The 23,181-nt window shown below is 53.3% G+C and carries 22 protein-coding genes, 2 tRNA genes and 1 pseudogene; 19 read left to right on the top strand and 6 right to left on the bottom strand.

Translation table 11 applies throughout. The annotated features are described in order from the left end of the window. Positions 1 to 22: 22 nt before the first annotated feature. From ACR9EC_RS06400 to ACR9EC_RS06360, 9 genes are all read left to right on the top strand, one after another. Complete coding sequence (locus tag ACR9EC_RS06400; protein ID WP_435298417.1) at positions 23 to 1,036, top strand: ABC transporter permease; 1,014 nt, start codon at positions 23 to 25, stop codon at positions 1,034 to 1,036. Further along, positions 1,033 to 1,908, top strand: coding sequence for an ABC transporter permease (locus ACR9EC_RS06395; protein ID WP_435298416.1), 876 nt, complete (start codon positions 1,033 to 1,035; stop codon positions 1,906 to 1,908). Before ACR9EC_RS06400 ends, ACR9EC_RS06395 begins: the two co-directional genes overlap by 4 nt. Then, on the top strand, positions 1,905 to 2,714 hold the full coding sequence (locus ACR9EC_RS06390; RefSeq protein ID WP_435298415.1) for an ATP-binding cassette domain-containing protein: 810 nt from the start codon (positions 1,905 to 1,907) through the stop codon (positions 2,712 to 2,714). Before ACR9EC_RS06395 ends, ACR9EC_RS06390 begins: the two co-directional genes overlap by 4 nt. Beyond that, positions 2,711 to 3,481: an ABC transporter ATP-binding protein gene (locus ACR9EC_RS06385; protein ID WP_435298414.1), complete on the top strand. Its 771-nt coding sequence runs from the start codon at positions 2,711 to 2,713 to the stop codon at positions 3,479 to 3,481. The genes ACR9EC_RS06390 and ACR9EC_RS06385 overlap by 4 nt, the downstream gene beginning before the upstream one ends. A gap of 60 nt (positions 3,482 to 3,541) precedes the next feature. Beyond that, positions 3,542 to 4,246: a MazG family protein gene (locus tag ACR9EC_RS06380; protein WP_435298413.1), complete on the top strand. Its 705-nt coding sequence runs from the start codon at positions 3,542 to 3,544 to the stop codon at positions 4,244 to 4,246. Between the two features lie 160 nt (positions 4,247 to 4,406). Then, positions 4,407 to 5,693, top strand: coding sequence for a phosphopyruvate hydratase (gene eno, locus ACR9EC_RS06375; protein WP_435298412.1), 1,287 nt, complete (start codon positions 4,407 to 4,409; stop codon positions 5,691 to 5,693). A 187-nt stretch (positions 5,694 to 5,880) separates the two neighbouring features. Continuing rightward, positions 5,881 to 6,888 carry a septum formation initiator family protein gene (locus ACR9EC_RS06370; RefSeq protein ID WP_435298411.1) on the top strand — a complete coding sequence of 336 codons (1,008 nt, stop codon included), beginning with the start codon at positions 5,881 to 5,883 and terminating at the stop codon, positions 6,886 to 6,888. Positions 6,889 to 7,005: 117 nt separating this feature from the next. After that, positions 7,006 to 7,518, top strand: coding sequence for a DUF501 domain-containing protein (locus ACR9EC_RS06365; protein WP_435298410.1), 513 nt, complete (start codon positions 7,006 to 7,008; stop codon positions 7,516 to 7,518). A gap of 47 nt (positions 7,519 to 7,565) precedes the next feature. Further along, positions 7,566 to 8,564, top strand: a complete 999-nt coding sequence (locus ACR9EC_RS06360; RefSeq protein WP_435298409.1) for a Ppx/GppA phosphatase family protein — start codon at positions 7,566 to 7,568, stop codon at positions 8,562 to 8,564. Positions 8,565 to 8,642: 78 nt separating this feature from the next. Here ACR9EC_RS06360 and ACR9EC_RS06355 read toward each other — a convergent pair whose 3' ends face one another. Beyond that, positions 8,643 to 8,864 carry a hypothetical protein gene (locus tag ACR9EC_RS06355; protein WP_435298408.1) on the bottom strand — a complete coding sequence of 74 codons (222 nt, stop codon included), beginning with the start codon at positions 8,862 to 8,864 and terminating at the stop codon, positions 8,643 to 8,645. Between the two features lie 164 nt (positions 8,865 to 9,028). Between ACR9EC_RS06355 and ACR9EC_RS06350 the strand changes: the two genes are divergently transcribed. The 4 genes and pseudogenes from ACR9EC_RS06350 (at position 9,029) to ACR9EC_RS06335 (ending at position 12,462) form a co-directional block, all read left to right on the top strand. Continuing rightward, positions 9,029 to 9,358, top strand: coding sequence for a PadR family transcriptional regulator (locus ACR9EC_RS06350; protein ID WP_435298407.1), 330 nt, complete (start codon positions 9,029 to 9,031; stop codon positions 9,356 to 9,358). Further along, entirely contained in the window at positions 9,355 to 10,704 is a 1,350-nt protein-coding gene (locus tag ACR9EC_RS06345; RefSeq protein WP_435298406.1) for a hypothetical protein, read from the top strand. The genes ACR9EC_RS06350 and ACR9EC_RS06345 overlap by 4 nt, the downstream gene beginning before the upstream one ends. A 145-nt stretch (positions 10,705 to 10,849) precedes the next feature. Continuing rightward, a pseudogene (locus ACR9EC_RS06340) lies at positions 10,850 to 12,272 on the top strand (NAD(P)/FAD-dependent oxidoreductase). A gap of 114 nt (positions 12,273 to 12,386) precedes the next feature. After that, a tRNA-Leu gene (locus ACR9EC_RS06335) sits at positions 12,387 to 12,462 on the top strand. Positions 12,463 to 12,796: 334 nt separating this feature from the next. Here ACR9EC_RS06335 and ACR9EC_RS06330 read toward each other — a convergent pair. Beyond that, positions 12,797 to 14,038: an AlbA family DNA-binding domain-containing protein gene (locus ACR9EC_RS06330; RefSeq protein ID WP_435298405.1), complete on the bottom strand. Its 1,242-nt coding sequence runs from the start codon at positions 14,036 to 14,038 to the stop codon at positions 12,797 to 12,799. Between the two features lie 246 nt (positions 14,039 to 14,284). Here ACR9EC_RS06330 and ACR9EC_RS06325 point away from each other — a divergent pair. After that, positions 14,285 to 14,356 (top strand) — tRNA-Leu (locus tag ACR9EC_RS06325). Positions 14,357 to 14,486: 130 nt separating this feature from the next. Here ACR9EC_RS06325 and ACR9EC_RS06320 read toward each other — a convergent pair. Further along, positions 14,487 to 16,085 carry a methyl-accepting chemotaxis protein gene (locus tag ACR9EC_RS06320; protein WP_435298404.1) on the bottom strand — a complete coding sequence of 533 codons (1,599 nt, stop codon included), beginning with the start codon at positions 16,083 to 16,085 and terminating at the stop codon, positions 14,487 to 14,489. Positions 16,086 to 16,240: 155 nt separating this feature from the next. Here ACR9EC_RS06320 and ACR9EC_RS06315 point away from each other — a divergent pair, with 155 nt between their 5' ends. Together ACR9EC_RS06315 and ACR9EC_RS06310 are read left to right on the top strand one after the other, a co-directional pair. Then, positions 16,241 to 17,074 carry a Bax inhibitor-1/YccA family protein gene (locus ACR9EC_RS06315; RefSeq protein ID WP_435298403.1) on the top strand — a complete coding sequence of 278 codons (834 nt, stop codon included), beginning with the start codon at positions 16,241 to 16,243 and terminating at the stop codon, positions 17,072 to 17,074. A 111-nt stretch (positions 17,075 to 17,185) separates the two neighbouring features. Further along, complete coding sequence (locus ACR9EC_RS06310; RefSeq protein WP_435298402.1) at positions 17,186 to 17,590, top strand: FKBP-type peptidyl-prolyl cis-trans isomerase; 405 nt, start codon at positions 17,186 to 17,188, stop codon at positions 17,588 to 17,590. A gap of 68 nt (positions 17,591 to 17,658) precedes the next feature. Here ACR9EC_RS06310 and ACR9EC_RS06305 read toward each other — a convergent pair whose 3' ends face one another. Further along, on the bottom strand, positions 17,659 to 18,069 hold the full coding sequence (locus tag ACR9EC_RS06305; RefSeq protein WP_435298401.1) for a DUF5997 family protein: 411 nt from the start codon (positions 18,067 to 18,069) through the stop codon (positions 17,659 to 17,661). Between the two features lie 47 nt (positions 18,070 to 18,116). Here ACR9EC_RS06305 and ACR9EC_RS06300 point away from each other — a divergent pair, with 47 nt between their 5' ends. Then, positions 18,117 to 18,932 (top strand): LysR family substrate-binding domain-containing protein, encoded by an 816-nt coding sequence (locus ACR9EC_RS06300; protein ID WP_435298400.1) that lies wholly within the window; start codon positions 18,117 to 18,119, stop codon positions 18,930 to 18,932. Here the strand turns inward: ACR9EC_RS06300 and msrA are convergent. Next, positions 18,929 to 19,606: a peptide-methionine (S)-S-oxide reductase MsrA gene (gene msrA / locus ACR9EC_RS06295; RefSeq protein ID WP_435298399.1), complete on the bottom strand. Its 678-nt coding sequence runs from the start codon at positions 19,604 to 19,606 to the stop codon at positions 18,929 to 18,931. The two genes, ACR9EC_RS06300 and msrA, sit on opposite strands and share 4 nt — an antisense overlap. Before the next feature lie 142 nt (positions 19,607 to 19,748). On the opposite strand from msrA, the gene ACR9EC_RS06290 reads away from it, so the two are divergent. Together ACR9EC_RS06290 and ilvA are read left to right on the top strand one after the other, a co-directional pair. Further along, entirely contained in the window at positions 19,749 to 21,185 is a 1,437-nt protein-coding gene (locus ACR9EC_RS06290) for an AI-2E family transporter (protein ID WP_435298398.1), read from the top strand. Between the two features lie 45 nt (positions 21,186 to 21,230). Further along, positions 21,231 to 22,454, top strand: coding sequence for a threonine ammonia-lyase (ilvA, locus tag ACR9EC_RS06285; protein WP_435298397.1), 1,224 nt, complete (start codon positions 21,231 to 21,233; stop codon positions 22,452 to 22,454). 115 nt (positions 22,455 to 22,569) lie between these two features. On the opposite strand, the gene greA is transcribed toward ilvA, so the two are convergent. Then, positions 22,570 to 23,052: a transcription elongation factor GreA gene (gene greA / locus ACR9EC_RS06280; protein WP_435298396.1), complete on the bottom strand. Its 483-nt coding sequence runs from the start codon at positions 23,050 to 23,052 to the stop codon at positions 22,570 to 22,572. Positions 23,053 to 23,181: the final 129 nt, after the last annotated feature.

Below are 23,181 nucleotides of genomic sequence, written 5' to 3'. Positions count from 1 at the left end.
TGTAATAAGCGGCACGAGCGTTATGCTGTCACACACCAACGAAACGAAAATAATCGGCTACGTCATGACGAAATTTATTGTGGTGCGACTAGGGTCCCTCGTCGTCTCACTGTTTATTGCGAGCATCGTAATCTTTGGTGTGCTCCGACTCCTACCAGGCGACCCGGCAGCCACAATTCTTGGCGTCGGCACCACCGCCGAACAGTTGGAACAACTACGCGAAGAACTCGGCATGAACCAGCCACTCACCGCACAATACGTGCAGTGGATAAGTGGAGTTTTTTCTGGAGACACCGTTTCGCTGGTGTCGAAAATTCCAGTACAAGAACTCATCGTCGACAAACTTAACGTGACAATTCCGCTCTCACTGGGCGCATTTATCTTGTCTGTTCTCATTTCGGTTCCACTGGGAGTGATCGCCGGAGTTTACCGAAACTCATTCGTTGGCGTAGGAGTCTCTGCACTATCCCAGCTTGGCCTAGCCGTCCCTATCTTTTGGGTTGGGGTACTACTCGTGTGGATATTCTCCCTACAAGCAGGAGCACTGCCCTCAGGTGGATTCCCGCGACAAGGCTGGGAACAACCAAACGCAGCAGTCGAATCACTGATCCTACCGATCATCACCGTAGCGATAGCAATGTCCTCGGTCATGGTGCGTTACATTCGCTCTGCAACACTCGACGTACTCGAAGCCGACTACATTCGTACTGCACGATCGCTCGGATACTCACTATGGGGTGCGCTCGCCCGACACGGACTACGCAACGGTAGCGTTCCCGTCGTAGCTATCCTCGGAGTCGAACTCGCTACATCACTGCTCGGAGCAGTAGTCGTCGAAAACGTGTTCGCGCTACCCGGCCTAGGAAACCTTCTCCTCACCTCCGTACTAGCGCGCGACTTCCCAGTCATTCAAAACCTTGTTCTCCTCCTCACCGCAGTCGTCCTCATCATGAACTTCATCATCGACCTCATCCAGCGAGGAATCGACCCCCGACTACGCACCGCTTCAGTCTCACCCGCAGGAGGTGCACTGTGAGTGAACAGATCGCATTAACCGCTCAACAAGAACACACTCACACCTCAACTGCCGCACGACGATGGTCACCATCCCTCATCGCCGGAACACTCATGGTGGGACTCACCGTGCTCGTCGCACTCATCTCCTTTGTGTGGACCCCATACTCAATCGAATCCGTGGGGGACGGCGGACGACTCGACGGACCCTCCACAGAATTTTGGATTGGCACCGACAAACTTGGGCGCGACCTCTTCACGCAACTCATGACCGGCGCACAATCAGCCATCATCGTGGCCATAAGCTCAGTAATCATCGCAGGAATCCTAGGCGTCAGCATCGGAATCCTCGCAGCAACAACAACACGATGGTTAGACGTTGCACTACTGAACCTCGTCGACCTACTTATTGCCTTCCCAACGCTCCTCCTCGCGATGCTTATCGTCACCGTTCGAGGAGCCTCACTCAGCTCAGCAATCTTTGCCATCGGAATATCAGGGTCAGCCATCATCGCCCGAATAACACGCATCAACGCGGCACGAGTCCTACGCGAAGACTACGTCACCGCAGGAATCGCATCAGGAACACGATGGTTCGGCACAATCACACGCCATATCTTGCCCAACATCTTCCCGATGCTGCTCGTTCAACTCATGATCCTCGCAGGTGCAGCAATCCTGGCAGAATCCTCACTGTCCTACCTCGGACTAGGTGCACCACCACCAGCACCAAGCTGGGGACGCATGCTCAAAGAAGCCCAATCAACCCTCGCCGTCCAACCATGGGGTGCCCTCATCCCCGGTATCGCAATAGCCTGGACTGTTCTTGGCCTCAACCTTCTCGGCGACGGAATCAGAGAACGCCTAGACCCATCACTTAGAGGTGACCGATGAGCCTGCACATAAACAACCTCACAGTCACCACCTCCACCGGACGCACCCTCCTCAACAACATCACCTGGAACGTTGAAAAAGGAGACCGCCTCGGAATCATAGGTGAATCAGGGTCAGGCAAATCCCTTACCGCGCAAGCAATCCTAGGTTTACTGCCACAAGGAATGAACGCCACAGGCTCCATCACCCTTAACGGGCAAGAACTCCTACACGCCCCAGAAAAAACACTCCGAACCATTCGCGGAAACACAATCGCAATGGTCTTCCAAGAACCCCTCACAGCTCTCGACCCGCTGATGAAAATCAGCAAACAAATCGCTGGACCCCTCAACCTACACACCACATACAACAAACGACGCATCAACGAACGCGCACACGAACTACTAGAACTCGTTGCACTACGCGACACCAGCCGCATACTCAACTCATACCCGTGGCAACTATCCGGCGGACAACGACAACGCGTCTCCATAGCAATGGCGCTCGCCTGCACCCCAGAAATACTTATCGCAGACGAACCCACCACAGCACTCGACGTAACCGTCCAAGCCGAAATCCTCGAACTGCTCCACACCGTCATGGACGAAACCGGCACAACACTCGTATTCGTGTCCCACGACCTACCCGTCATCTCACGCATCGCACACGACCTCGTCGTCATGAAAGACGGGAACGTAGTCGAAAAAACCACCGTGACACAAGCACTCAAACAGCCAGCACACCCCTACACCAGCCAACTACTCACCGCAGCACGCGAAGTCAGCCAACTCCCAACACCCCACGACCAGAACGGAAACTCACTATGACGAGCACACCACTTCTGGCGTTAACCAACGTAACCCGAACCTTCGGACGAGGACCCCACAGCACGCACGCCCTCAAAGACGTAACCTTTGCCGTGCACCACACACAAAGCCTCGGCATAGTAGGCGAATCAGGAGCCGGAAAATCAACAATCCTGAAACTACTCCTCGGACTCGACCAGCCCACAACAGGCACAGTGTCCTACCGCGGTGAGCCCTTGCACCTTCGCAACCGCACACTCATGCGCGAATTTCGTAAGAACGTGCAAATAGTCTTCCAAGATCCACGCTCGTCATTAGACCCGCGCATGTCAGTCGGATCCATCATCGCCGAACCCCTCAAATCCCTATCCATTGACGGAAACCACACCCAACGTGTGCACGAAGTCCTCGAATGGGTGGGCCTCGACAGCAACGCAGCACGCAAATACCCCGCACAATTCTCTGGCGGACAACGCCAACGAATCGCCATTGCCCGCGCCCTCGCCCCCGCACCACGCATACTCGTCGCAGACGAACCCGTCAGTGCGTTAGATGTTTCCGTGCGCTCGCAAATCGTTGACCTATTACGTCGTCTTAAAGACGAATTGGGTTTGACGCTTGTGATGGTGTCGCACGATATGGCAATCGTCGGGCACCTGTGCGAACAAACTATGGTGCTGCACGACGGTGAAGTTGTTGAAACAGGCGAAACACGGCAGGTTTTGACTCAACCACGTGAGGAATACACACAACGGCTATTGGCTGCTGTGCCTACTCTTCCAGCGTAAAAAACATGTTGTGCGCGTCAGGGAAGGAAAACGTTCGCGATACGTTGAGAGAATCGAAGAGTGAACGCTGACAAGAACACTCTCAATTCTGAATCGTTTTCTTCTTTGCCGGGGGTTACGCACGCTGTTGCGGTCATGGACACGCTTCGTAGTCCAGGCGGCTGTCCATGGGATGCTGAACAAACTCACCGCACTCTTGTGAAATATTTGCTTGAGGAAACTCACGAACTTGTTGAAGCGATAGAGGATGACGACCGCATCAACATGCGAGAAGAACTCGGTGACGTTCTGTTACAGGTGCTTTTTCATTCACGGATTGCGCAAGAACACCCCACGGATCCTTTTTCTTTTGACGATGTAGCGCAAGACCTTGCACACAAGTTAGAGTTCCGGCACCCGCACGTATTTGGTGATGTGGTTGCGCAAGATGCCGATGAGGTTGCGCAAAACTGGGCAGAAGCGAAACAGAAAGAAAAGGGACGCGAATCAGTTTTCGATGGTATTCCTCGTGGTTTAGGCGCTTTAGCACGCGGACAGAAGATTGTTTCTCGGGCGTCTCGAGATGAACTGATCGTGAACGCACTGGAAGTTGCGTCAGAAAACGTAGACAATAGAAGCGATGCAGAAAAAATCGGATTTGAACTCTGGGATGTCGTGCGGCGATCCGCACGCCTGGGAGTCGATGCCGAAGGCGCATTACGCCAGATACTTACCGAAATTGAAGGCAATGCCCGCTGCGCTGAATCGGAAGCAGCCAACACATAATTGGTAGCGACCGATTCATGACACAAGACCTCGCAGGGTGAAACCTGTATGGACAAGCTGTCGTTAAACAGTTAAAACCTAGGACGAATAGCCCGAGGGTTCATGCTGTATGACGATTAGGCTTGGTATGTAAACTCAAGTCTCTTGAAGGAGCCCCACTGTGGCAATGATCGAATCCGTACGCGCGCTAGAGATTCTCGACTCCCGCGGTAACCCAACCCTTGAGGTTGAGGTTGTTCTTGAAGACGGCGCTGTTGGACGCGCAGGCGTTCCATCAGGTGCTTCCACTGGTGCATTCGAAGCTGTTGAGCTCCGTGATGGTGACAAGGCTCGTTACCTTGGTAAAGGTGTTGAGAAAGCTGTAGCAGCTGTCAACGACGTTTTCGAAGACGAGCTCATTGGCCTAGATGCTTCTGACCAGCGCGAAATCGACGCAAAACTCATCGAGCTCGACGGAACAGCAAACAAGGGCCAGTACGGCGCAAACGCTATCCTCGGTGTGTCACTTGCTGTTGCACACGCGCAAGCACTTTCTGCTGGATTGCCACTGTACAAGTACGTTGGTGGACCAAACGCACGCACACTTCCTGTTCCAATGATGAACATCCTCAACGGTGGATCACACGCTGACTCCAACGTTGACATCCAAGAGTTCATGATCGCTCCTATTGGTGCACCTACTTTCAAAGAGGCACTTCGTTGGGGTGCAGAGGTTTACCACGCTCTGAAGTCTGTTCTTAAGGCTAAGGGTCTTGCAACTGGTCTTGGTGACGAGGGTGGTTTCGCACCAAACCTCGAATCAAACCGTGCAGCTCTTGACCTCATCATCGAGGCAATCGAGAAGGCTGGTTTCAAGCCAGGTTCAGAGATCGCTCTTGCTCTTGACGTTGCTGCAACCGAATTCTTCGACGAGGAGAAGAAGGTTTACAACTGGGAGGGTGGCGAGAAGTCCGGCGACGAGATGATCGCATTCTACGAGCAGCTCGTGGCTGACTACCCACTCGTTTCCATCGAAGACCCACTATCTGAAGACGAGTGGGACTCATGGTCGAAGCTCGTTGCTGCTGTTGGCGACAAGGTTCAGATCGTTGGAGACGACTTGTTCGTAACCAACCCTGAGCGTCTTGCACGCGGTATCAAGGAGAAGGCTGCTAACGCTCTTCTCGTGAAGTTGAACCAGATTGGTTCCCTCACTGAGACCCTCGAAGCAGTTGAGATGGCACAGCGTGCTGGCTTCTTCGCAATGACCTCACACCGTTCAGGTGAGACAGAAGACACCACCATTGCTGACCTTGCTGTTGCAACCAACGCTGGCCAGATCAAGACTGGTGCTCCAGCACGTGGCGAGCGCGTAAACAAGTACAACCAGCTTCTTCGTATCGAAGCTGAACTTGGTGACGCAGCAGTTTACGCAGGTAAAGCTGCTTTCCCACGCTACAACGGCTGATAGCCTCGCTTTTTAAGCTTGTGGAGGGCCTGCTCTTTTGCGAGAGTGGGCCCTCCTTTGTGTGCCGGTGAAGGTGGGGTAGTGGCGTTCGGGTGTGTGGCGGGTGTCTTGTGGTGAAAACGTGTCACCCGCTCTGATACGGCGTGGCGTGAACTCTCCAGTCAAGAACCCCTGAGAAAATGACGGCATGCCTAATTCTCGTCCGCCTTCGCCACGTTCTTCGAGTGGTGGTTCGTCGCGTTCGTCGGGGCGTAATACGAGGCCTTCGAGTGGTCAGGTTCCTCAGGCTGGTTCGGGTAATGCGCGGGGTAGTCAGTCAGGTTCTGGCCGTCGTCCTGCAGCGCCACGTACACAGCGTGGTGGAACGCCCCGTGAGGCGTCCGGTGGTCGGACAAACCCTCAGGAATCGGTTAAAAAACAGCGAGAATCTCAGGCTGATTCGCGCGGTAGATTAAGTAAGCAAGCTGCTGGCGGTCAGCAAGGTTCGTCAACTGCTCGACCTAATCAAAGCCCGAAACGTGGAGCGGCAAAAACTGCTCAACAATCTAATTCTCGTGGTTCGCGCTCTGCTTCTGGACGAGGCAGCAATGGGGCGGTTCCGCCTGTTGCTCAACGTCAGTCAAATGCGAAGAAGCCGCCTGCTAAATCACATACTAAGAATCAGGGGTCTCGTGACTCGAATGTTTCGGCGTATGCGGTGGGTTCTCCACTGAACCGTAATTACGGGTTCTTGCAGACTGCTGGTTCGCGTGCGGTGGCGTTGGTGTTGGTGCTGGGGTTGTGTGCTGTTATTTTGACTCCCGTGTTGCGTGATTTTATTAAGCAATACAACGAGTTGTCTGAGTTGCGAACAGATATTGAAGAGCAACAGGCACACAATGATGAGTTGCGTAATGAGTTGAAGCGCTGGGAGGACGAGAAATTCGTTATCGCGCAGGCTCGTGAACGGTTAACGTTTGTTTTTCCCGGGGAGACTCCTTATCGCGTGATGGGCTGGCATCCGGAGGAGATTGAGGTTCCGCAAGATAAGGAACCGGCACTTTTCCCTGATCAGAAAGCACCTTGGTATGAATCTGTGTGGAACTCCGTGGAGAAGGCAGGGAATTTAGGCCAGGGCGAGGAAGCAGATACTCCGAGTGATCTTGAAAAAGAGTCTTCTGAGGGTTCTGATACCGAACCACAACAAGAAAAATAGGTTTGGTGTGACAGTCCGAACTTCGTCGTGTTGCTGTGTGACGAACCGCCCGTTTGTTGAGCCGGTTTCTCTGCGACAATAGATCGGGATATTTTGATGACTAATGAGGACGTATTCGTGACTAAGACTGTGGGAACCGACGCTTTTGCGGTGACCGATGCTGATCTTGTGGCTTTAGAGGAGCAACTTGGCCGAGTGCCACGCGGCGTGGTGGGTATTGCTGCTCGTTGTGTGTGCGGCCGTCCTCTTGTTGTGCAGACTGCTCCGAGGCTTGAAGACGGGACTCCATTCCCGACAACGTTTTATTTGACGCACCCGGGCGCTGTTGCTGCGGCTTCTCGTCTGGAAGCAAACGGTGTGATGAAGGAAATGTCTGAGCGGCTGCTTGTTGACGAAGAACTCTCTGCTCGGTACGTGAAGGCTCACGAACATTACTTGGCTGCGCGTGAAGCGTTGGGGCATGTAGACGAAATTGAAGGCATCTCTGCTGGTGGTATGCCTAAACGTGTGAAGTGCCTGCACGTTTTGGTAGGACACTCGTTGGCTGCCGGTCCAGGCATCCAGCCTTTAGGCGATGAAGCTTTGGATATGGTGAAGGACGACTGGCGTCCAGACGTATGCAGTTGTTGAGCAGTACTGTCGGTTGTGAATTTTGATGTGAACGGAATGTTGAAGTCGTGACTGTTGAACGTGAACTACCCGCTGTGCCACCCGCGTTAGCGTCTGGGGCTACCCGAGTTGCTGCAATTGATTGCGGAACAAACTCGATTCGTCTTTTGGTAGCAGACGTTGACGAAGCGTCGGGAGCTTTGCAAGACCATGTACGTTTAATGGAAGTTGTACGTCTCGGCCAAGGTGTTGATCGCACGGGTCGACTGGCTGATGAAGCATTAGCTCGCACTTTTGATGCCACCCGTCGTTATGCGGAAGTGTGCCGTGCTTATGGCGTTGAGAAGATTCGTTTTGTTGCGACTTCAGCTACTCGGGACGCTGAAAACCGTGATGTTTTTGTTGCTGGTGTGAAAGAAGCTATCGGCGTTGAACCAGAAGTTGTATCTGGTGACGAAGAAGCGCGGCTAAGTTTCCAAGGTGCAGTAAGCGTTTTGGGTAGTGAACATTCTGGGCCATATCTCGTTGTTGATTTGGGTGGCGGCTCTACCGAACTTGTTCTTGGCAAGGAAGAGCCAGAAGCTGCTTTGTCGATGAATGTTGGTTGCGTGCGCATGTCTGAACGGCACCTACAGTCAGACCCGCCAACTGCGGCAGAAATTGATGCGGCTACGCGTGACATTCATGCTGCTATTGACGAAGCAAGCCGTGTTGTTCCGTTGGGTAAGACTGTAACTCTTGTTGGGTTGGCTGGTTCAGTTACGACTGTTACCGCCCACGCGTTAGGTTTACAGGCATACGACCGCGACGCGATCAATGGCGTAGTTCAATCTGTGGAAGAGACTCAAGCAGCGTGCGCAGACCTGCTTGCTCGCACTAAGTCCCAACGACTTGAGCTCGGGTTTATGCACCCCGGGCGTGCTGATGTTATTGGTGCAGGCGCTCTTGTATGGTCTGCGGTTGTCGGGCGAGTACGTGATGCTGTGCGGGCAGAAGGACGCGAATTGTCTTCCGTGGTCACAAGCGAACATGACATTCTGGATGGCATCGCGCTATCACTGGCGTAGGCGTGGCGCAGCCTTGATGTGTGGTTGAGGGCGAGACACCTGATGGTGTCTCGCCCTCAACTTTGTGTTGCGGTCGTTTTATTTTTTGATGAATTGCGTGACAAGAAATCCAACGATGCCAACGACACAGACTGAAAAGCCGATATACATTCCGATAAGGATTCCGGTGGGGGTAGGGCCTGGGGCTAGCCCTTGTCGTTCTTGTAGAGCGTAATCAATTCCAGACCACAACATCATGGCGATGAGGAGTGCTCCGCCAAGCCCGGCAAGGATTGCGAATGCTTTGGATTGTGTTTTCATGTGCTCCTTAACGTATGTAATTTTCGCCCCGATTTCACTGTTCACAGGGTTTTCATTGCGTTGAGATAACTATTCTTCATTTTTTAGTATTTTACTCTAGCCAGTACTGCGGTTTGCGTAGTAGTGTTTTTGGCAGGATAGGAAACAGCGAAACGAGGAGACGGATGGACAATAGCCAACTATTGAAAGGAGTGCTGGATGCGGCAGTGCTCGCAGTCGTGCACCAAGCAGACGGCTACGGATATGACGTCGTGCGCCGCCTGCGGGCGGCTGGCTTCCAAGACGTAGGGGAGGCTTCCGTCTATGGAACTCTTCGTCGGTTATACGCAGCAGGAAACCTCTCAACCTACGTGGTGCCTTCAGACGAGGGGCCGCACCGCAAGTACTACAGCATTACCCCACAAGGTAATGAAGCCCTAGTGCAACAGCGTCAAGAATGGGCCGCTTTTTCACAGTCCATGACAGCCCTTTTGGAGCAGGGAACACACTCATGAACACAGTTTTGATTAATTATGTTTCATACTATGCAGCACAAGTGCGTGGTGCGCTTACAGATCTTCAGCTAGAAGTCGTTGATGACCTCACAGAAGGTCTTGAAGCTGACCTCATCGATGCGATGAACGAGAGCCCAGACGTGAAAGGGCCAGAGGAACTCGCACTGGCAGACCTTATCGAACGCTTTGGGCAGCCACGCGACTATGCGCAAGAATTGCGCAGCGCAGCAGGGTTAGGTGACCTTCAGGCAGATCCACATGTTCCTGGACAGCCACAAACATTTTTTCAGAAGGTCCGTGCCCGTCAGGTAGCTTTTGTGGACTTAATGAATACGTTGCCGTGGTGGATTGCGGTACGTGACTTTTTTGTTTTATTGCGTCCAGCGTGGTGGTTGCTACGTGGATGGATTATTTTCTATGTGGCGGTGTTCTTTGAAAAGAACTTAGAATCCGTTCCCTTCCCTGATGACTTCACTCATGTGCTACTTCTTATTTCCTTGCTTGTTGGGTCAGTTCTGGTTGGCCGGTTTACCGCACGAGGGTCGATAACACTGGTTAAAAGGATCATCGCTCTTTTCTTGAACTTAGTTGCAATAGTCGCGCTTGCTTTTATCGCTAACCAACTCTATTCGTCCGAGTATTCTCTCTGGCACGAAAACAGCACATCAGATAACTCTGATTATGCCTATTGGGCTGGATACGACGATGCTTTAGCACAATCTAGCTATGTTGTTCCTGAATCGCAGCGCGCACGCGATACCCAGATTAGTCTTGCTGGTGCAACTAACCTTTTTGTATATGACGCGGAAGGGAGTCTTGTTGAAGATGCCCGAATCGTCACTCAGGAAGGTAAGCCAGTAGACGCTGCAACCTTCCCGATCCGAGTAAATCGAGCGACTGACGATATTGAAATGATTGTTCAGCGGTCAGATGTGTATGGACGCAAAGTCTCAAATGTGTTCCCCGCAGCCACAACATCCATTGATTTGGAAACCGATTCGTGCACGCCAAAGGACAAGATCTTTTGGGATGACGTGCTCAACGGAACGTACGCAGAATCGTATGGAAGTAAAGATGTTGGCAGGCTAGACAGCGTTGATCAAAATAGTAATTTCGTCTACGGCCCAAACCCAGAAATTATGTATTTCGGTGGAGAAAGTAACCTAACAAATAACGCTGATTGCATATTTGGTTTGAAGGTTCCGCAAAACCTCATGCCAGAGCGTCCCGCTTTTGCCAAGCTACCAGCGCTTGCCCCCGCGAGTGAAACGCAGCAAGAGGAAACTTCAACTGCTGGCACGGGTTCTGATAAGAACAAGGAAAGTGACGACAAAACAGGTAACTAGTTCAGTAACTTGCTGGCTTGTATGTCACATCTGTGGCGTGCAAGCCAGCATTTTGGCTATAAATCAACAAAAAATTCATGGGATGTGCTGGGTATCACGCGCTGGGGATGATGCTGGACTAAGGTCCCAGAAGTAAAATTAAGGTATGCCACTGACAAACTTAACTTCGGATGCTCCTGCCCAAGAGGCGCAGGGAGAGACCACCCCACGTCCGCGTAAAGTACCGCGGATTGTTGTTCTTGGTGGTGGTTCTGTAGGGCTGTATGCGGCCCGTCGTCTGCGTAAGCGTTTAGGTCGTCGCGAAGCCGCGATTGTTATTATCGACCCGCGCCCATACATGACTTACGCACCATTCTTGCCAGAAGTGTCAGCAGGCTCAATTTCTGACCGTGACGTTGTTGCTCCGCACAACCGTGCGTTGAAGCAGATCGACACATTGCAGGGTCGTGTTACTGACATTCGTCACGCAGACCGTTCATTGACCGTAACCCCAGAAATCGGTGACCCATACGAGATCACCTACGATCACGTGATCATTGGTTTGGGTTCGGTCTCTCGCACGCTTCCTATTCCTGGACTTGCAGAAACTGCTATTGGCTTCAAAAACGTTGAAGAAGCAATTGCAGTACGTAACCACATCCTTGACCGCATCATTGTTGCCTCATCCACGTGGGACAAGAAGCTGCGTGAACGTCTCCTCACCTTCACATTCATTGGTGGTGGATTCGCTGGAATTGAAGCAATCGCAGAACTTGAAGACATGGCTCGTTCAGCGGTTAAGCAGTACGAGACCCTTGAGGCTTCGGACCTTCGCTTTGTGATGATTGAAGGATCTGACCGTATCCTTCCTGAACTCACGCTTGAGATGGCAACCTACGCGCTCGACGAAATGAAGAAGCGTGGAATCGAATTCCACCTGTCAACATTCTTGTCTTCATGCGTTGACGGACACATCGTGACCTCAACAGGAGTTGAGTTCGACACCGACACAATCGTGTGGACTGCTGGTGTGAAAGCCAACCCAGTGATCGGCGAATCTGACCTGCCAAGCGACCGCATGGGCCGCGTCACGGTAAACACGAAACTTCAAGTAATCGACGAAGACGGCAACGTCGTTCCAGACGCATATGCTGCCGGTGACTGCGCTGCTGTTCCAGACATTTACGGCGGCATCAACGGGTTCTGTGTACCAAATGCGCAGCACGCAGTTCGTCAAGCAAAACTGCTCGGTGACAACCTCGCAGCGGCTTTGCGTTCAGACGAACTCAAAGAATACTCACACAAGAACATGGGTACTGTTGCGTCTCTTGGCCTACACAAGGGTGTCGCTATCTTGTTCGGTGGCTTAAAAGCTTCGTGGCTTCCCTGCATGGGCTGCACACCGCGGCTACCACCTGATGGCAATGCCAACGTTCTCTCGTAAGGTACGTATTGCAACAGGCTGGACTGCTGCCTACTTGATGCGTCGTGAGCTTGTTCCACTCGGACCATTGCACGACCCTCGTGCAGAATTCCGTAAGGCTGCTATCCCAGCAAAGCCAAAAGAGGAAAAAACTGCAGAGAAGTAAACATACTTGAGGTGTTTCACATGGTGAGGCATTCGATTTTGAGTGCCTCACCCGTGTATCCTCTATAGGTCCACGTTTTTAGTGGACCACACAGGACATGTATGTGCTGTGTACGCCCCCATAGCCCAACGGCAGAGGCAGCCGACTTAAAATCGGTCCAGTGTCGGTTCGAATCCGACTGGGGGCACCAATGCGCAAGGCTTGAACCTTGGCCTGATGGATCTAGGGCCAAGGTTCAAGCCTTATTTGTGTTCTCGACTGGCGTCCGAGACAGCGACCACCGTGTTGCTCGCACTGCTGTCGATCTTCCCCGAGGTCTCGCACTCGCCGGAAGCCTACGACGCCGTGGTCACCTCGATCGCCGAATGGATGCGGACAGAGCCGTCGCCGGCACCTATTCGCACCGAACGGGACTGGGCTCTGGAACCCGCGGCCATTGGCGCAGTCTGACAGGCGAGGGAGAACAGTGCGCCGCATCGTGTCGAAGCAAGCCTGGATCGGTGCGGCGCTTGCGGGAGCCGCAACTACGCTGACGCGTCTCGGGCAGGCGGCTGAATCATCGATACGTTCGAGACACCACCCTGGTTCACGCAGTCCTTAGCGAGGTCGTGCACGTGCCAGTAGAAGTCCAGAGCGTCTTCCGCCGCGTTCACGGTGGTCTCGACCGGCGTGTAGCGGTGTAGTGGGTAGTAGGAGTGGTCGAAGTTGTTCCATGTCAGGATGCTCAGGGACTCGGATCCGAGCCACTCAATCCCTACGCGCACATCGTACTCGTTATTGCCCGTCGCCGAGGCGGTCTCCCGGATGAGAGCCATGAGGTCAGCGACGCCGCACTCGACCGCTCCTGACTGAATCTGGGATCCCTTGGAGTATTCGTTGCTACTTAAGCGGTGGCCGCCGACCGCGGCCGCAAGTGTGACTGATCCGTCGTGGTGGAGACTCGCCCACGCTTCTTTCCGCAGAGATTGATCGTCTGTCGCGGTGTTGACGGCAATCCAGCGACGTAGCCCCGGTCGCGGATTGTGTCGGTCAACGTTCTCCAGCGGATGCACACCGCCACGTCCGGCATAGAACAGGGCCAGATCTTCGGCCTTGATCAGCACATCGCGCGCGCCGTCTCGCGTCAAGCCATTGTGTAGTCGAGGGACACGGGGGTGAGCGACTGCGACCAGCCAGGCGCGCTTGTCAGAATCTCTGCCTCTTGCTGCCTCGCTGTACAGGGAATCCAACGCCTCGGTCGCGTGCTGACGCTCGTTGAACCTAGCTCGGTACATCGCCTCGATCTGGCGTTCCTTCATCCACACGGTGTCTGAGTCATTACGCACCGGAGCGCCGAAGTAGTCGTTGCGGTAGATCAGATGCGGTCCGTCGACGCTTGCCGGTACCTCCACGACCACAGCGCGGGCGCCCTCAGCTCCGAGACGGTGCACGTTTAGACCGAAGACTGGCGGTGAGATAGCGGTGATTGCGGCGGAGCGTAGGGATCGTTCATAGGCCTCATCGAACTCTCCGACATCGACCCGATCCGTCGCTGCTTTCTGCGACTCACGCACACCGAACACGATGATGCCGCCGCCACTGTTCGCCATCGCCGCGACGTCCTTGGGAAAGTCCGTCTGCGGCAAACCCTTTGCCGGCGGCAACTCTGACTTCCAATCCAAATCGTTGGTCTCCACGACTCCATTGCTTACTGCCGCATAGAGTAGGTCATCCGTCAGCGGTCCAGGAGCGACCCCAAGGGCGCGATGCAGAGAGGTGAAAGTCATGCTCCCAGTATAGAGATCGCCTATGACAACGGATGGTGCTGTCGATCGGCAGTTACCTCAGGGCATGCGTTTGCTGGGGTGCGGTTCGGGTGATTCCTGACTCACGCTCGAACACCGCTCACCGCCTGTTGCTGGCGGGGCAAGGAGCATCCTTACATCGGCCGGATCAGCGACGAGGAGGCGATGCCTCCGACTCGTTTCAGCAGCTCGTGGTTACCGTACAGATAGAGTCAACCCAGCCCGCCCCCCCCATAGCCCAACGGCAGAGGCAGCCGACTTAAAATCGGTCCAGTGTCGGTTCGAATCCGACTGGGGGCACTCATAGAAAACCTGCTTTAGTGTATGGAACGCTGAAGCAGGTTATTTTTATTGGGAAATAGTGAGGGGCGGGCTTACAGAACATGCTGTAAGCCCGCCCCTCACTGCATAAGCGAGAAAATGTTGTCGGCTAGAACTTCAGTTCATCAACGTGACCACGCAACTCTGTAGCGGTCTGCGCGAGTTCCACAATTACGTCGTTCATGCGAACAACAGTCTGGGCGTTGTTTTCTGCTGCCGTAGCAACACCAACAATGTTTGCGGCGATTTCGCTGGAACCAGTAGCCGATTCCGCCACTGACCGTGACATCTCGTTCGTCGTGGAAGTTTGCTCTTCAACCGCTGACGCAATGGTTACTTGATAGTTGTTGATGAGCTCGATAATTGTTGAAATCTCATCAATTGCAGCCACAGTTTCAGCAGTATCGCTTTGGATCGTTTCAATACGCTTAGAAATATCGTCGGCGGCACGAGCGGACTCAGTTGCAAGTTCTTTCACCTCAGAGGCGACCACTGCGAAGCCCTTACCGGCCTCGCCAGCACGAGCAGCCTCGATTGTGGCGTTCAAAGCAAGCAAGTTTGTTTGTTCAGCAATAGACGTGATGACCTTAATAACGTCACCAATTTCGGCGGACGACTGACCAAGACGAGACACGCGCGTGTTCGTTATTTGCGCAACGTGTTGTGCATTGTTTGCAACGTTGGCTGCTTCCTCAGAGTTTTTAGCAATCTCGCGGATCGAAGCCCCCATTTCTTCTGCGCCAGCAGCAACCGTTTGAATGTTGCGGTTAATTTGGTTGGACGCTGCGGCAACAAGACCTGCCTGTGCAGAAGTTTCTTCCGACCCCGCTGTTACCTGTCCAGCGCCGTCAGAAAGGCGTTCAGCAGCGGCAGCCACGGTCATAGCAGAATCTGCGATGCGTGACGTGAGGTCTTGAAGTTTGTCTTGTGTGCGGGAAAGATCGCGCGCAAGTGCACCGATTTCGTCGTGCCCCGTTACACGCGTACGAACCGTAAAGTCGCCGTCACCGGTCGCAGCCAAAGCAACACCGACATCTTTAAGTCGTTGCGCGATCTTGCGTGCTGTCCTGAATGCAATAAATAGTGCAAGAGCAGAACCTACTACAGTAAAGATAATAAGCGCCAAAAGAGCACGATCAGAATCACGATCATTTGTTTCAACGATATTTTGCGCCAGCTCAGATTTAGCGTTGCTTTCGGCAGTGATAGCTTCCATTACTGCCGTGGTTGCTGGGCGAATTTCGTTTTCAAATACTTCGGTTGCCGCTGGAATGTCACCAGAGTCAACGAGTGGGAAAAAGTCGTTGTAAGCCACCGCATAATAGTCATCAAACGCAACCAAAATTGCGTCAAAGTTTTCTTGGCTTGTTTTGTGTGGCTCATATGCGTTAAGGCTTGCAGCACGCTCTGCTTCACGTTCACGCAATTCGCTTTGTAGCGTGCTGCGCAGATCTTCAGGGGAGAACGTGTACTGAATGACTCGTGCCCGATCGCCTTGGTAGGTGCGCTGTAATGCAGCTAGCATCTCAATTGGTTGCACACTGGATGTGAAGAGTTCATCAACACGGTGATGTGAGTCATCCAATGCTTTAAACGCAATACCTAAAGCAATGAAAGCGGCCACAAGCATAGCAATGGCGCCCGTCGCAATTTTTATAAAAATCGGCTGATCAGTCCAAGACTTATGTATCTTTGGTGGGGTGCTCATCTGGTAATACTCCATTTCGTGTGACCTACTAGGGTTATCGGCATAAAAATGGTGAATATGAGCGGAACTTTTCTGATCTATTGTGCGTTTAATGGTGTAGTGATACATGAACAACACAGGTATTGTTGGCATGTAGTCCCCCTAATGGAGGAAGAATGACAAACCCTGTCTTTAACAACAGCGCGGTGTTTGGTGAAAAAGCCAACCGCGACGTGCAGCGCACGCAAGCGCAGCAGATGCACACCGGCGCCTCAATGGCGACCGACGCAGCACAACTAGACCACATGTACAACGCGCCTGCTGCGACCACCGCAGACACCGGCCGCATGACGTACGACGACGTCATCATGAAGACGGGCTTCTTGTTCGTCCTTCTTGTTGTCACTGCCGCAGTGACATGGAACGTTGCCCCAGGCTTGTACTTCATTGGCGCAATTGTGGGACTCGTTTTGGGTCTCATCAACGCGTTCAAAAAGCAGCCAAGCCCACCACTCATCATCGCGTACACCATCGCTCAAGGTGTGTTCCTTGGTGGACTGTCGTTCGCGTTTGAGAACATGGTTGTTAACGGTCAACCACTTACCGGAATCGTTATGCAGGCAGTGCTTGCAACGCTGTCGGTGTTTGCAGTATCGCTCTTCCTGTTTAAATCAGGAAAAGTACGCGTCACACCAAAGTTCACTCGCATTGTCTTGATCGGTATGGCCGGTTACCTCGTCTTCACCCTGTTGAACGCCATCCTCGTATGGACTGGTGTGTTGGACGGATGGGGAATGCGCGGGGGCGCCCTCGGCATCGGTATTGGAATCCTTGCAGTGATTCTTGCCGCGATGTCCCTCGTCATGGACTTCGATGCAGCATCCACTGGCGTCAAAAACGGTATCCCGAAAAAGTACGCATGGTCTGCTGCTTTTGGACTCATGGTTACCCTCATCTGGCTTTACATTGAACTTCTTCGCCTCATCGCAATACTGCGAGGCAGCGAGTAACCCCATTATTAGGTGGCCCGAACACGCAAGGTTCGGGCCACTTTTTCATATAAAATCGATGTTTTGCGATTACCGCAAAGTATTTGAGAGCCCTACTGAAAGGCTTGACACATGTCACCTCAACTTCCATCCGCAACCGGCGGATTCGGTGAAAAACCAGTCATCACCTTCCCAGGAACACCTGCACCTGAAGGCTTGCAGGTATCCGTACTCGTAGAAGGCGATGGACCAGAAATCGCTGCCGGCGACAACATCGTTGTTCACTACCTTGGACAATCATGGGACGGCGGTGTCTTCGATAACTCGTACGACCGCGGTGCAACCATCGACTTCCCAATCGGTATCGGCGCAGTTATTGGCGGCTGGGACCAAGGAATCGTCGGAAACAAACTAGGTTCACGCCTACTCCTCTCGATTCCACCAGAGCTCGGCTACGGCATGCGCGGTGTGCCACAAGCAGGCATCGCAGGCGGAGCAACCCTTGTGTTCGTTGTTGACCTCGTCGACGTCGCATAAGCACCCCAACCTAAACATATGAGTGTGGGCCGAACGGAAAATCCGTCCGGCCCACACTCATGCATGTATTAACCGCGTTTAGCGCGACGAGCTTCTTTCTCAGCCTTAATTCGAGCTTCCTTAGCGAGGCGCTCCTCCTCAGCTTTCACCTCTTCGGCGATCTGACGCTCAATAATCAGCCACTTAGGTTCTTCGCGGCGAATCTCATTAATTTCATCCGTGGTGAGCGCTTCCGAGTAACCATTACGGTTCAACCCAGAAATCGACACACCCAAACGTGCTGCAACAATCGCACGCGGGTGAGGGCCGTTACGGCGTAAATCTGCAAGCCACTGCGGGGGATTGGACTGCAACTCAACGAATTCGTCACGAGTAATAGTCCCCTCCTGAAACTCTTGGGGTGCCGCTGGCAAATAAATGCCAAGTTTCTTTGCAGCGGTAGCCGCCTTCATGCTCTGAGAGGTCTTACGTGAAGTCATAGGTTAAGCGTACCGAATGCAGGTAGCCTAAATAGGTGGAAACTGGCATGAACACAGACTCAACTGTTGAACCTCACACAACTTTTAAGCTCGGATACGTTCCGGGGGTGACTCCCGGCAAATGGATCGGCATGTGGAATGAACGCCGACCAGACATACCACTCGAACTTATCAACCTTGACGCACGAGACCGCGCACACTCTGTGCGCACCAAAGAAACACACGCAAGCCTCGTCCGGCTGCCGATCCTGCGCGATGGCCTGCACGTTATCGAGCTCTACCGCGAAACCCCCGTCGTAGTGTTCCCGAAAGAACACCACTTCGCCGCAGTGGACGCACTCACCATCCCAGACCTCACCGACGAAATCGTTTTACACCCACTAGACGACCTCCTCACCTGGAGTGCTCTGCCCGGACTCCCAGCAGAAGAACGCCCAGAAACCACAGCAGCAGCCATAGAGCTCGTTGCCGCTGGAATAGGCGTTATCGTCGTGCCACAATCGTTGGCTCGACTCCATCACCGAAAAGACCTCACCTATCTGCCACTCTCAGGCGCCCCAGAATCCCCAATAGCTTTCGTCTGGGAAGAACACAACGACGACCCACTCATCGACGAATTCATCGGAATTGTCCGCGGTAGAAGCGCAAAATCTTCCCGTTCCGCACGATCCAACCCACAACAACAAAAAATCGCCGACGAACAAGCACAAGAACAACTTAAAGAAGAACGCGCTGCACGCCGCGCACAAAAACAAACAACACAATCACGCAGTCGCACCACAACCCAGAAAAAGAAAGCGCCTGCCGCAGGAAAAAACAAACGACAGACGCAAACAGGGCGCGGAACACGCAAAGGCCGCTAAGAACACGCAACCCCTGTGGAATGCACAGGGCAATACCCGTTCGGGTTCTTAGCTAAATACTGTTGATGGTAGGGCTCCGCATAATAAAACTCACCCGCGGAGCCTGACGTCGCAGCACCATCAGACACCGGCTTAATTTCGGTAGTAATCGCACCATAACCGTGTGCAGAAAGTGCCTCTTGGAAGACCTCTAAAGTCCGTCGAGCAGCCTGCTCTTGCGCCTCAGAAGTGAAATACACAGCCGAACGGTATTGAGTCCCTAGGTCATTACCCTGACGAAAACCCTGAGTAGGGTCATGTGCTTCCCAAAACTTTCGTAGGAGTTCCTCATCGCTCAACCGGAGTGGATCATACGTCACCCGTACAACTTCAGTGTGACCAGTACGGCCAGTACACACCTCCTCGTATGTGGGATGAGGAGTAAAACCGCCCTGATAACCCACCGCAGTCGTCACGACACCCGGAAGCTGCCACAACTCCTTTTCAGCACCCCAAAAACACCCTAAACCCAAATAGATCGTAGAAAATAAAGGATTATCGCTGAGATCAAGCGGCCCATCAATAACATGATGGCGCACCGGAACCTCAAAAGAAGCCACCGAACGGCCCGGCAACGCCTTCTCAGGAGCCACCATCGTCGTCTTTATTGACGAACCAAACAGGCCATCAAACATACTTCCTCCTTAGGGCTGACGTGCACTTCGTAGAAAAAATGGAAAGATTACCACTAGTGTCAACAACAGAGCATGTGCGGATGTTCCCATCTACATGCAACCAGTTGCGGCAATGAATAGCAGTGAGGTGTGAAAGGCAACGATGGTCAGCGATAGTTCCACGCCACGACAAAACAAACCTGTCGGGGAAACAATCTCTTCGCCGGAATACAGCGACGCCACCGTGCGCGTCACCTCAAGCACCCTTAAGCAGACCTACAGCGCTAAACCACGAGAACACCAACCATACGTTTCTCCAACCCTCGTTGCGGCAGCCGCATGGGGGTGGCGCTTCCTCGTCGTCTTAGTCGTCGGTTTCGTACTCATCAAATTCCTCGGATACGTACAAACCATCGTCATCCCCGTCGCAATAGCACTACTGATCACAGTGCTCCTACAGCCCTTCGAACGATTCCTACGATTCCGCCTCAAATTCCCTAAAGGGCTGAGCGCTGTCGTTTCGCTTGTCTTCCTCATTAGCGCAATCTCAGGGCTCATCGCCGTTGCCGGAAGCCAAATCTCCGCAGGAATCTCAGAACTCTCTGGCCAAGCAATCAGAGGCTTCAACGAACTCATCGCATGGCTCCAAGGCGCACCACTCAACCTAGACCTACGCTCCTTTGACCAATACTGGAGCTCAGCCTCACAAAACCTACAGCAATACACCGGAACAGTACTCGACGGAGCCCTCACCTTCACCACAACCGTAGGACACGTTGTAGCCGGGCTACTGATAACAATTTTCTGCACCATCTTCTTCCTCATCGACGGCCGCCAAATCTGGACGTGGGTCGTCGGACTCCTCCCACGCCACGTGCGGGAACGCACCCACCAAGCAGGACGACGCGGACTCGTCACCCTCGCCTCATACGTACGCACCCAAATCCTCGTCGCATTCATCGACTCTGTAGGAATCGGACTCGGAGCATGGGCCATGGGGCTCCCACTCGTCGTACCAATGGCAGCCCTCGTCTTCCTCGGCGCCTTCATCCCATTCGTCGGAGCTATTGTCACCGGAGCAATCGCAGTACTCGTCGCATTAGTCGTCAAAGGCTGGGTCATGGCCCTCGTCATGCTCGGCATCGTGCTACTCGTCCAACAAATCGAAGGACACGTACTACAGCCCTTCCTCATCGGCCGCGCAGTAGCACTACACCCAGTCGCAATTCTGCTTTCCGTAACCGCAGGAACAGTACTCGCCGGAATCGTAGGAGCACTCTTCGCAGTGCCCATCGTCGCAGTACTCAACACCGTCATCCTCTACCTCAACGGACACGACAAATTCCCCGAACTAGGATTCGACGACCACATCGCAATGAGACCCGTCGGCAGACGAGCCGTCATGGTCACATCCGCAGTACGGTACGTTTCAGACACAACACGCACCGAAACGTCCGAATCGGAAGACAAAACCTCACCCACATTGGAAAAATTCTTGTCGCGGTTCCAAAATAGAAACGACGAACCAGCAACTCCACCAACCGACGAACCGAACAGCACACCCACGCCAGACGGTCCAGAGGCAGGAACTGAAAAGTAGCCCCTAAACTCGTAGGAGCTGCGTACTGACAGGACACACCCATCCATGAGCACTCCTACCAACGACCCACGGCCAGTATCTCTCGCATCCATCACGGATGCGGCGCACCTACTCACCGACATTGCCCGAGTAACACCCATTGAATCCTCAAAAGCGTTAGAAAAGTTCACGAAGGTTCCCACCTACCTCAAATGTGAGAACTTACAACGCTCAGGATCCTTTAAAGTGCGAGGCGCATACGTGCGTATGGCACGCCTCAGCGATCAAGAAAAAACACGCGGCGTGGTTGCTGCAAGTGCAGGAAACCACGCTCAAGGCGTCGCACTGGCCGCCGCAGCACTTGGTATCAAAGCAATCGTGTACATGCCTGTTGGGGCCGCCCTACCTAAAGTCGCTGCCACGCGAGAATACGGTGCAGAAGTTCGCCTCGTTGGCGAAAACGTTGACGAAGCGCTCGCGGCAGCACAACAAGAGTCTGAACGCACTGGTGCCGTTTTTATTCACCCGTTTGATCATGCGGATGTCATCGCTGGACAGGCGACAGTCGCGTTGGAAATCCTGCAGCAAGTTCCACAAGTGAAAACCGTATTAGCACCCGTGGGTGGCGGAGGGCTCGTGGCAGGTCTGGTTGCTGCCTTTGCTCATATCGCTCCACACGTGGAAGTTGTGGGAGTACAAGCACACCGAGCTGCCGCCTACACTGCGTCGTTGGCTGCCGGAGGGCCTGTTACTGTTGCCGCGCAATCGACGATGGCAGACGGGATTGCCGTAAGCCGGCCAGGGGTATTACCGTTCGACATTATTTCCCACGGGAACACCCGTATCGTGAATGTCAGCGAAGAAGATATCTCTCGGGCTTTGGTGTACATGGTTGAGCGCGCAAAACTCGTTGTTGAGCCTGCTGGAGTTGCTGGAGTGGCAGCTTTGCTAGCGTATCCAGGAGAGTTTGAAGGACCAATAGTTTCATTGCTTTCTGGGGGAAACATTGATCCAAACATTCTGCTGCGTGTAGTGCGCCATGGATTGGTAGCAGCCGGTCGTTTCTTGATTATGAAAGTGCGTCTTATCGATACCCCCGGAGCACTCGCCCAAATGCTCCTCGACATGGCATCACAGCATGCAAACGTTATGCATGTTGATCATGTGCGCACAGGGGTTGACCTCGCCATCGATGAAGTTGAGGTCACAATGCAAATAGAAACAAAAGGTCCAGAACACTGCGCTGAATTACTTGAGTTCATGCGCACACGTGGATACCGCATCTCTTAACGGACGAGCACTCTACCGCACGTCAGCGTGCGCCCCAGAATATGAGTGTGGGAGTGTGGTGGTCATTCACATACGTGAATGACCACCACACTCCCACACAACATGTGTACTGGGGTCAGCCTTGGTACGGTTTTGCGTCCTTGACGACAACAGTAATTTCTTTGCCGTTAGGTGCAGTGTAGGTGGCCTTGTCGCCGACCTTTTTTCCACTGATAGCAGCGCCAAGCGGTGACTGTTCAGAATAGACGTCGAGGTCTGTGGTTTCTGCGATCTCGCGGGAACCGAGAAGGAACACCATGTCGTCACCAAAGATTTCCGCTGTGACGATCATGCCAGCTTCGACTACACCGTCGTCGGCTGGCGTACCAATACGAACGTTGCGGAGTTTTTCCGTGAGTTCACGGATGCGCGCCTCGTTTTTGGCTTGCTCTTCACGAGCAGCGTGATATCCGCCGTTCTCTTTCAAGTCGCCTTCGTCGCGAGCGGCAGCGATACGGTCGGTGATCTCTTGGCGAGCGGGCCCGCTCAGGTGATCTAGTTCGGACTGGAGACGGTCATGAGCCTCCTGGGTGAGCCAGATGACATTTGGCTGAGTCACAGGTCGCTCCTTCCTTTGTATGGACTAGTAAGTATGAGTCAGCACCATGATGATATTGACTCGGACGTAACGAAAACGCGGCCATAAAAGAATGTGCCCCCGAACGTGACTTTCCACGTTTCATAACCG

Origin of the sequence: Timonella sp. A28 (assembly GCF_051200815.1) — a bacterium.
GTDB lineage: Bacteria > Actinomycetota > Actinomycetes > Actinomycetales > Cellulomonadaceae > Timonella.
Note: the sequence above shows the minus strand (reverse complement) of the source record. Positions and strands in the feature narration are given on the sequence as shown.

Coding starts and splice junctions, on each gene's coding strand:
- ACR9EC_RS06400 (WP_435298417.1), top strand. CDS start 23: ATGCTGTCACACACCAACGAAACGAAAATAATCGGCTACGTCATGACG.
- ACR9EC_RS06390 (WP_435298415.1), top strand. CDS start 1,905: ATGAGCCTGCACATAAACAACCTCACAGTCACCACCTCCACCGGACGC.
- ACR9EC_RS06385 (WP_435298414.1), top strand. CDS start 2,711: ATGACGAGCACACCACTTCTGGCGTTAACCAACGTAACCCGAACCTTC.
- ACR9EC_RS06370 (WP_435298411.1), top strand. CDS start 5,881: ATGCCTAATTCTCGTCCGCCTTCGCCACGTTCTTCGAGTGGTGGTTCG.
- ACR9EC_RS06355 (WP_435298408.1), bottom strand. CDS start 8,864: ATGAAAACACAATCCAAAGCATTCGCAATCCTTGCCGGGCTTGGCGGA.
- ACR9EC_RS06350 (WP_435298407.1), top strand. CDS start 9,029: ATGGACAATAGCCAACTATTGAAAGGAGTGCTGGATGCGGCAGTGCTC.
- ACR9EC_RS06345 (WP_435298406.1), top strand. CDS start 9,355: ATGAACACAGTTTTGATTAATTATGTTTCATACTATGCAGCACAAGTG.
- ACR9EC_RS06330 (WP_435298405.1), bottom strand. CDS start 14,038: ATGACTTTCACCTCTCTGCATCGCGCCCTTGGGGTCGCTCCTGGACCG.
- ACR9EC_RS06320 (WP_435298404.1), bottom strand. CDS start 16,085: ATGAGCACCCCACCAAAGATACATAAGTCTTGGACTGATCAGCCGATT.
- ACR9EC_RS06315 (WP_435298403.1), top strand. CDS start 16,241: ATGACAAACCCTGTCTTTAACAACAGCGCGGTGTTTGGTGAAAAAGCC.
- ACR9EC_RS06310 (WP_435298402.1), top strand. CDS start 17,186: ATGTCACCTCAACTTCCATCCGCAACCGGCGGATTCGGTGAAAAACCA.
- ACR9EC_RS06305 (WP_435298401.1), bottom strand. CDS start 18,069: ATGACTTCACGTAAGACCTCTCAGAGCATGAAGGCGGCTACCGCTGCA.
- ACR9EC_RS06300 (WP_435298400.1), top strand. CDS start 18,117: ATGAACACAGACTCAACTGTTGAACCTCACACAACTTTTAAGCTCGGA.
- msrA (WP_435298399.1), bottom strand. CDS start 19,606: ATGTTTGATGGCCTGTTTGGTTCGTCAATAAAGACGACGATGGTGGCT.
- ACR9EC_RS06290 (WP_435298398.1), top strand. CDS start 19,749: ATGGTCAGCGATAGTTCCACGCCACGACAAAACAAACCTGTCGGGGAA.
- ilvA (WP_435298397.1), top strand. CDS start 21,231: ATGAGCACTCCTACCAACGACCCACGGCCAGTATCTCTCGCATCCATC.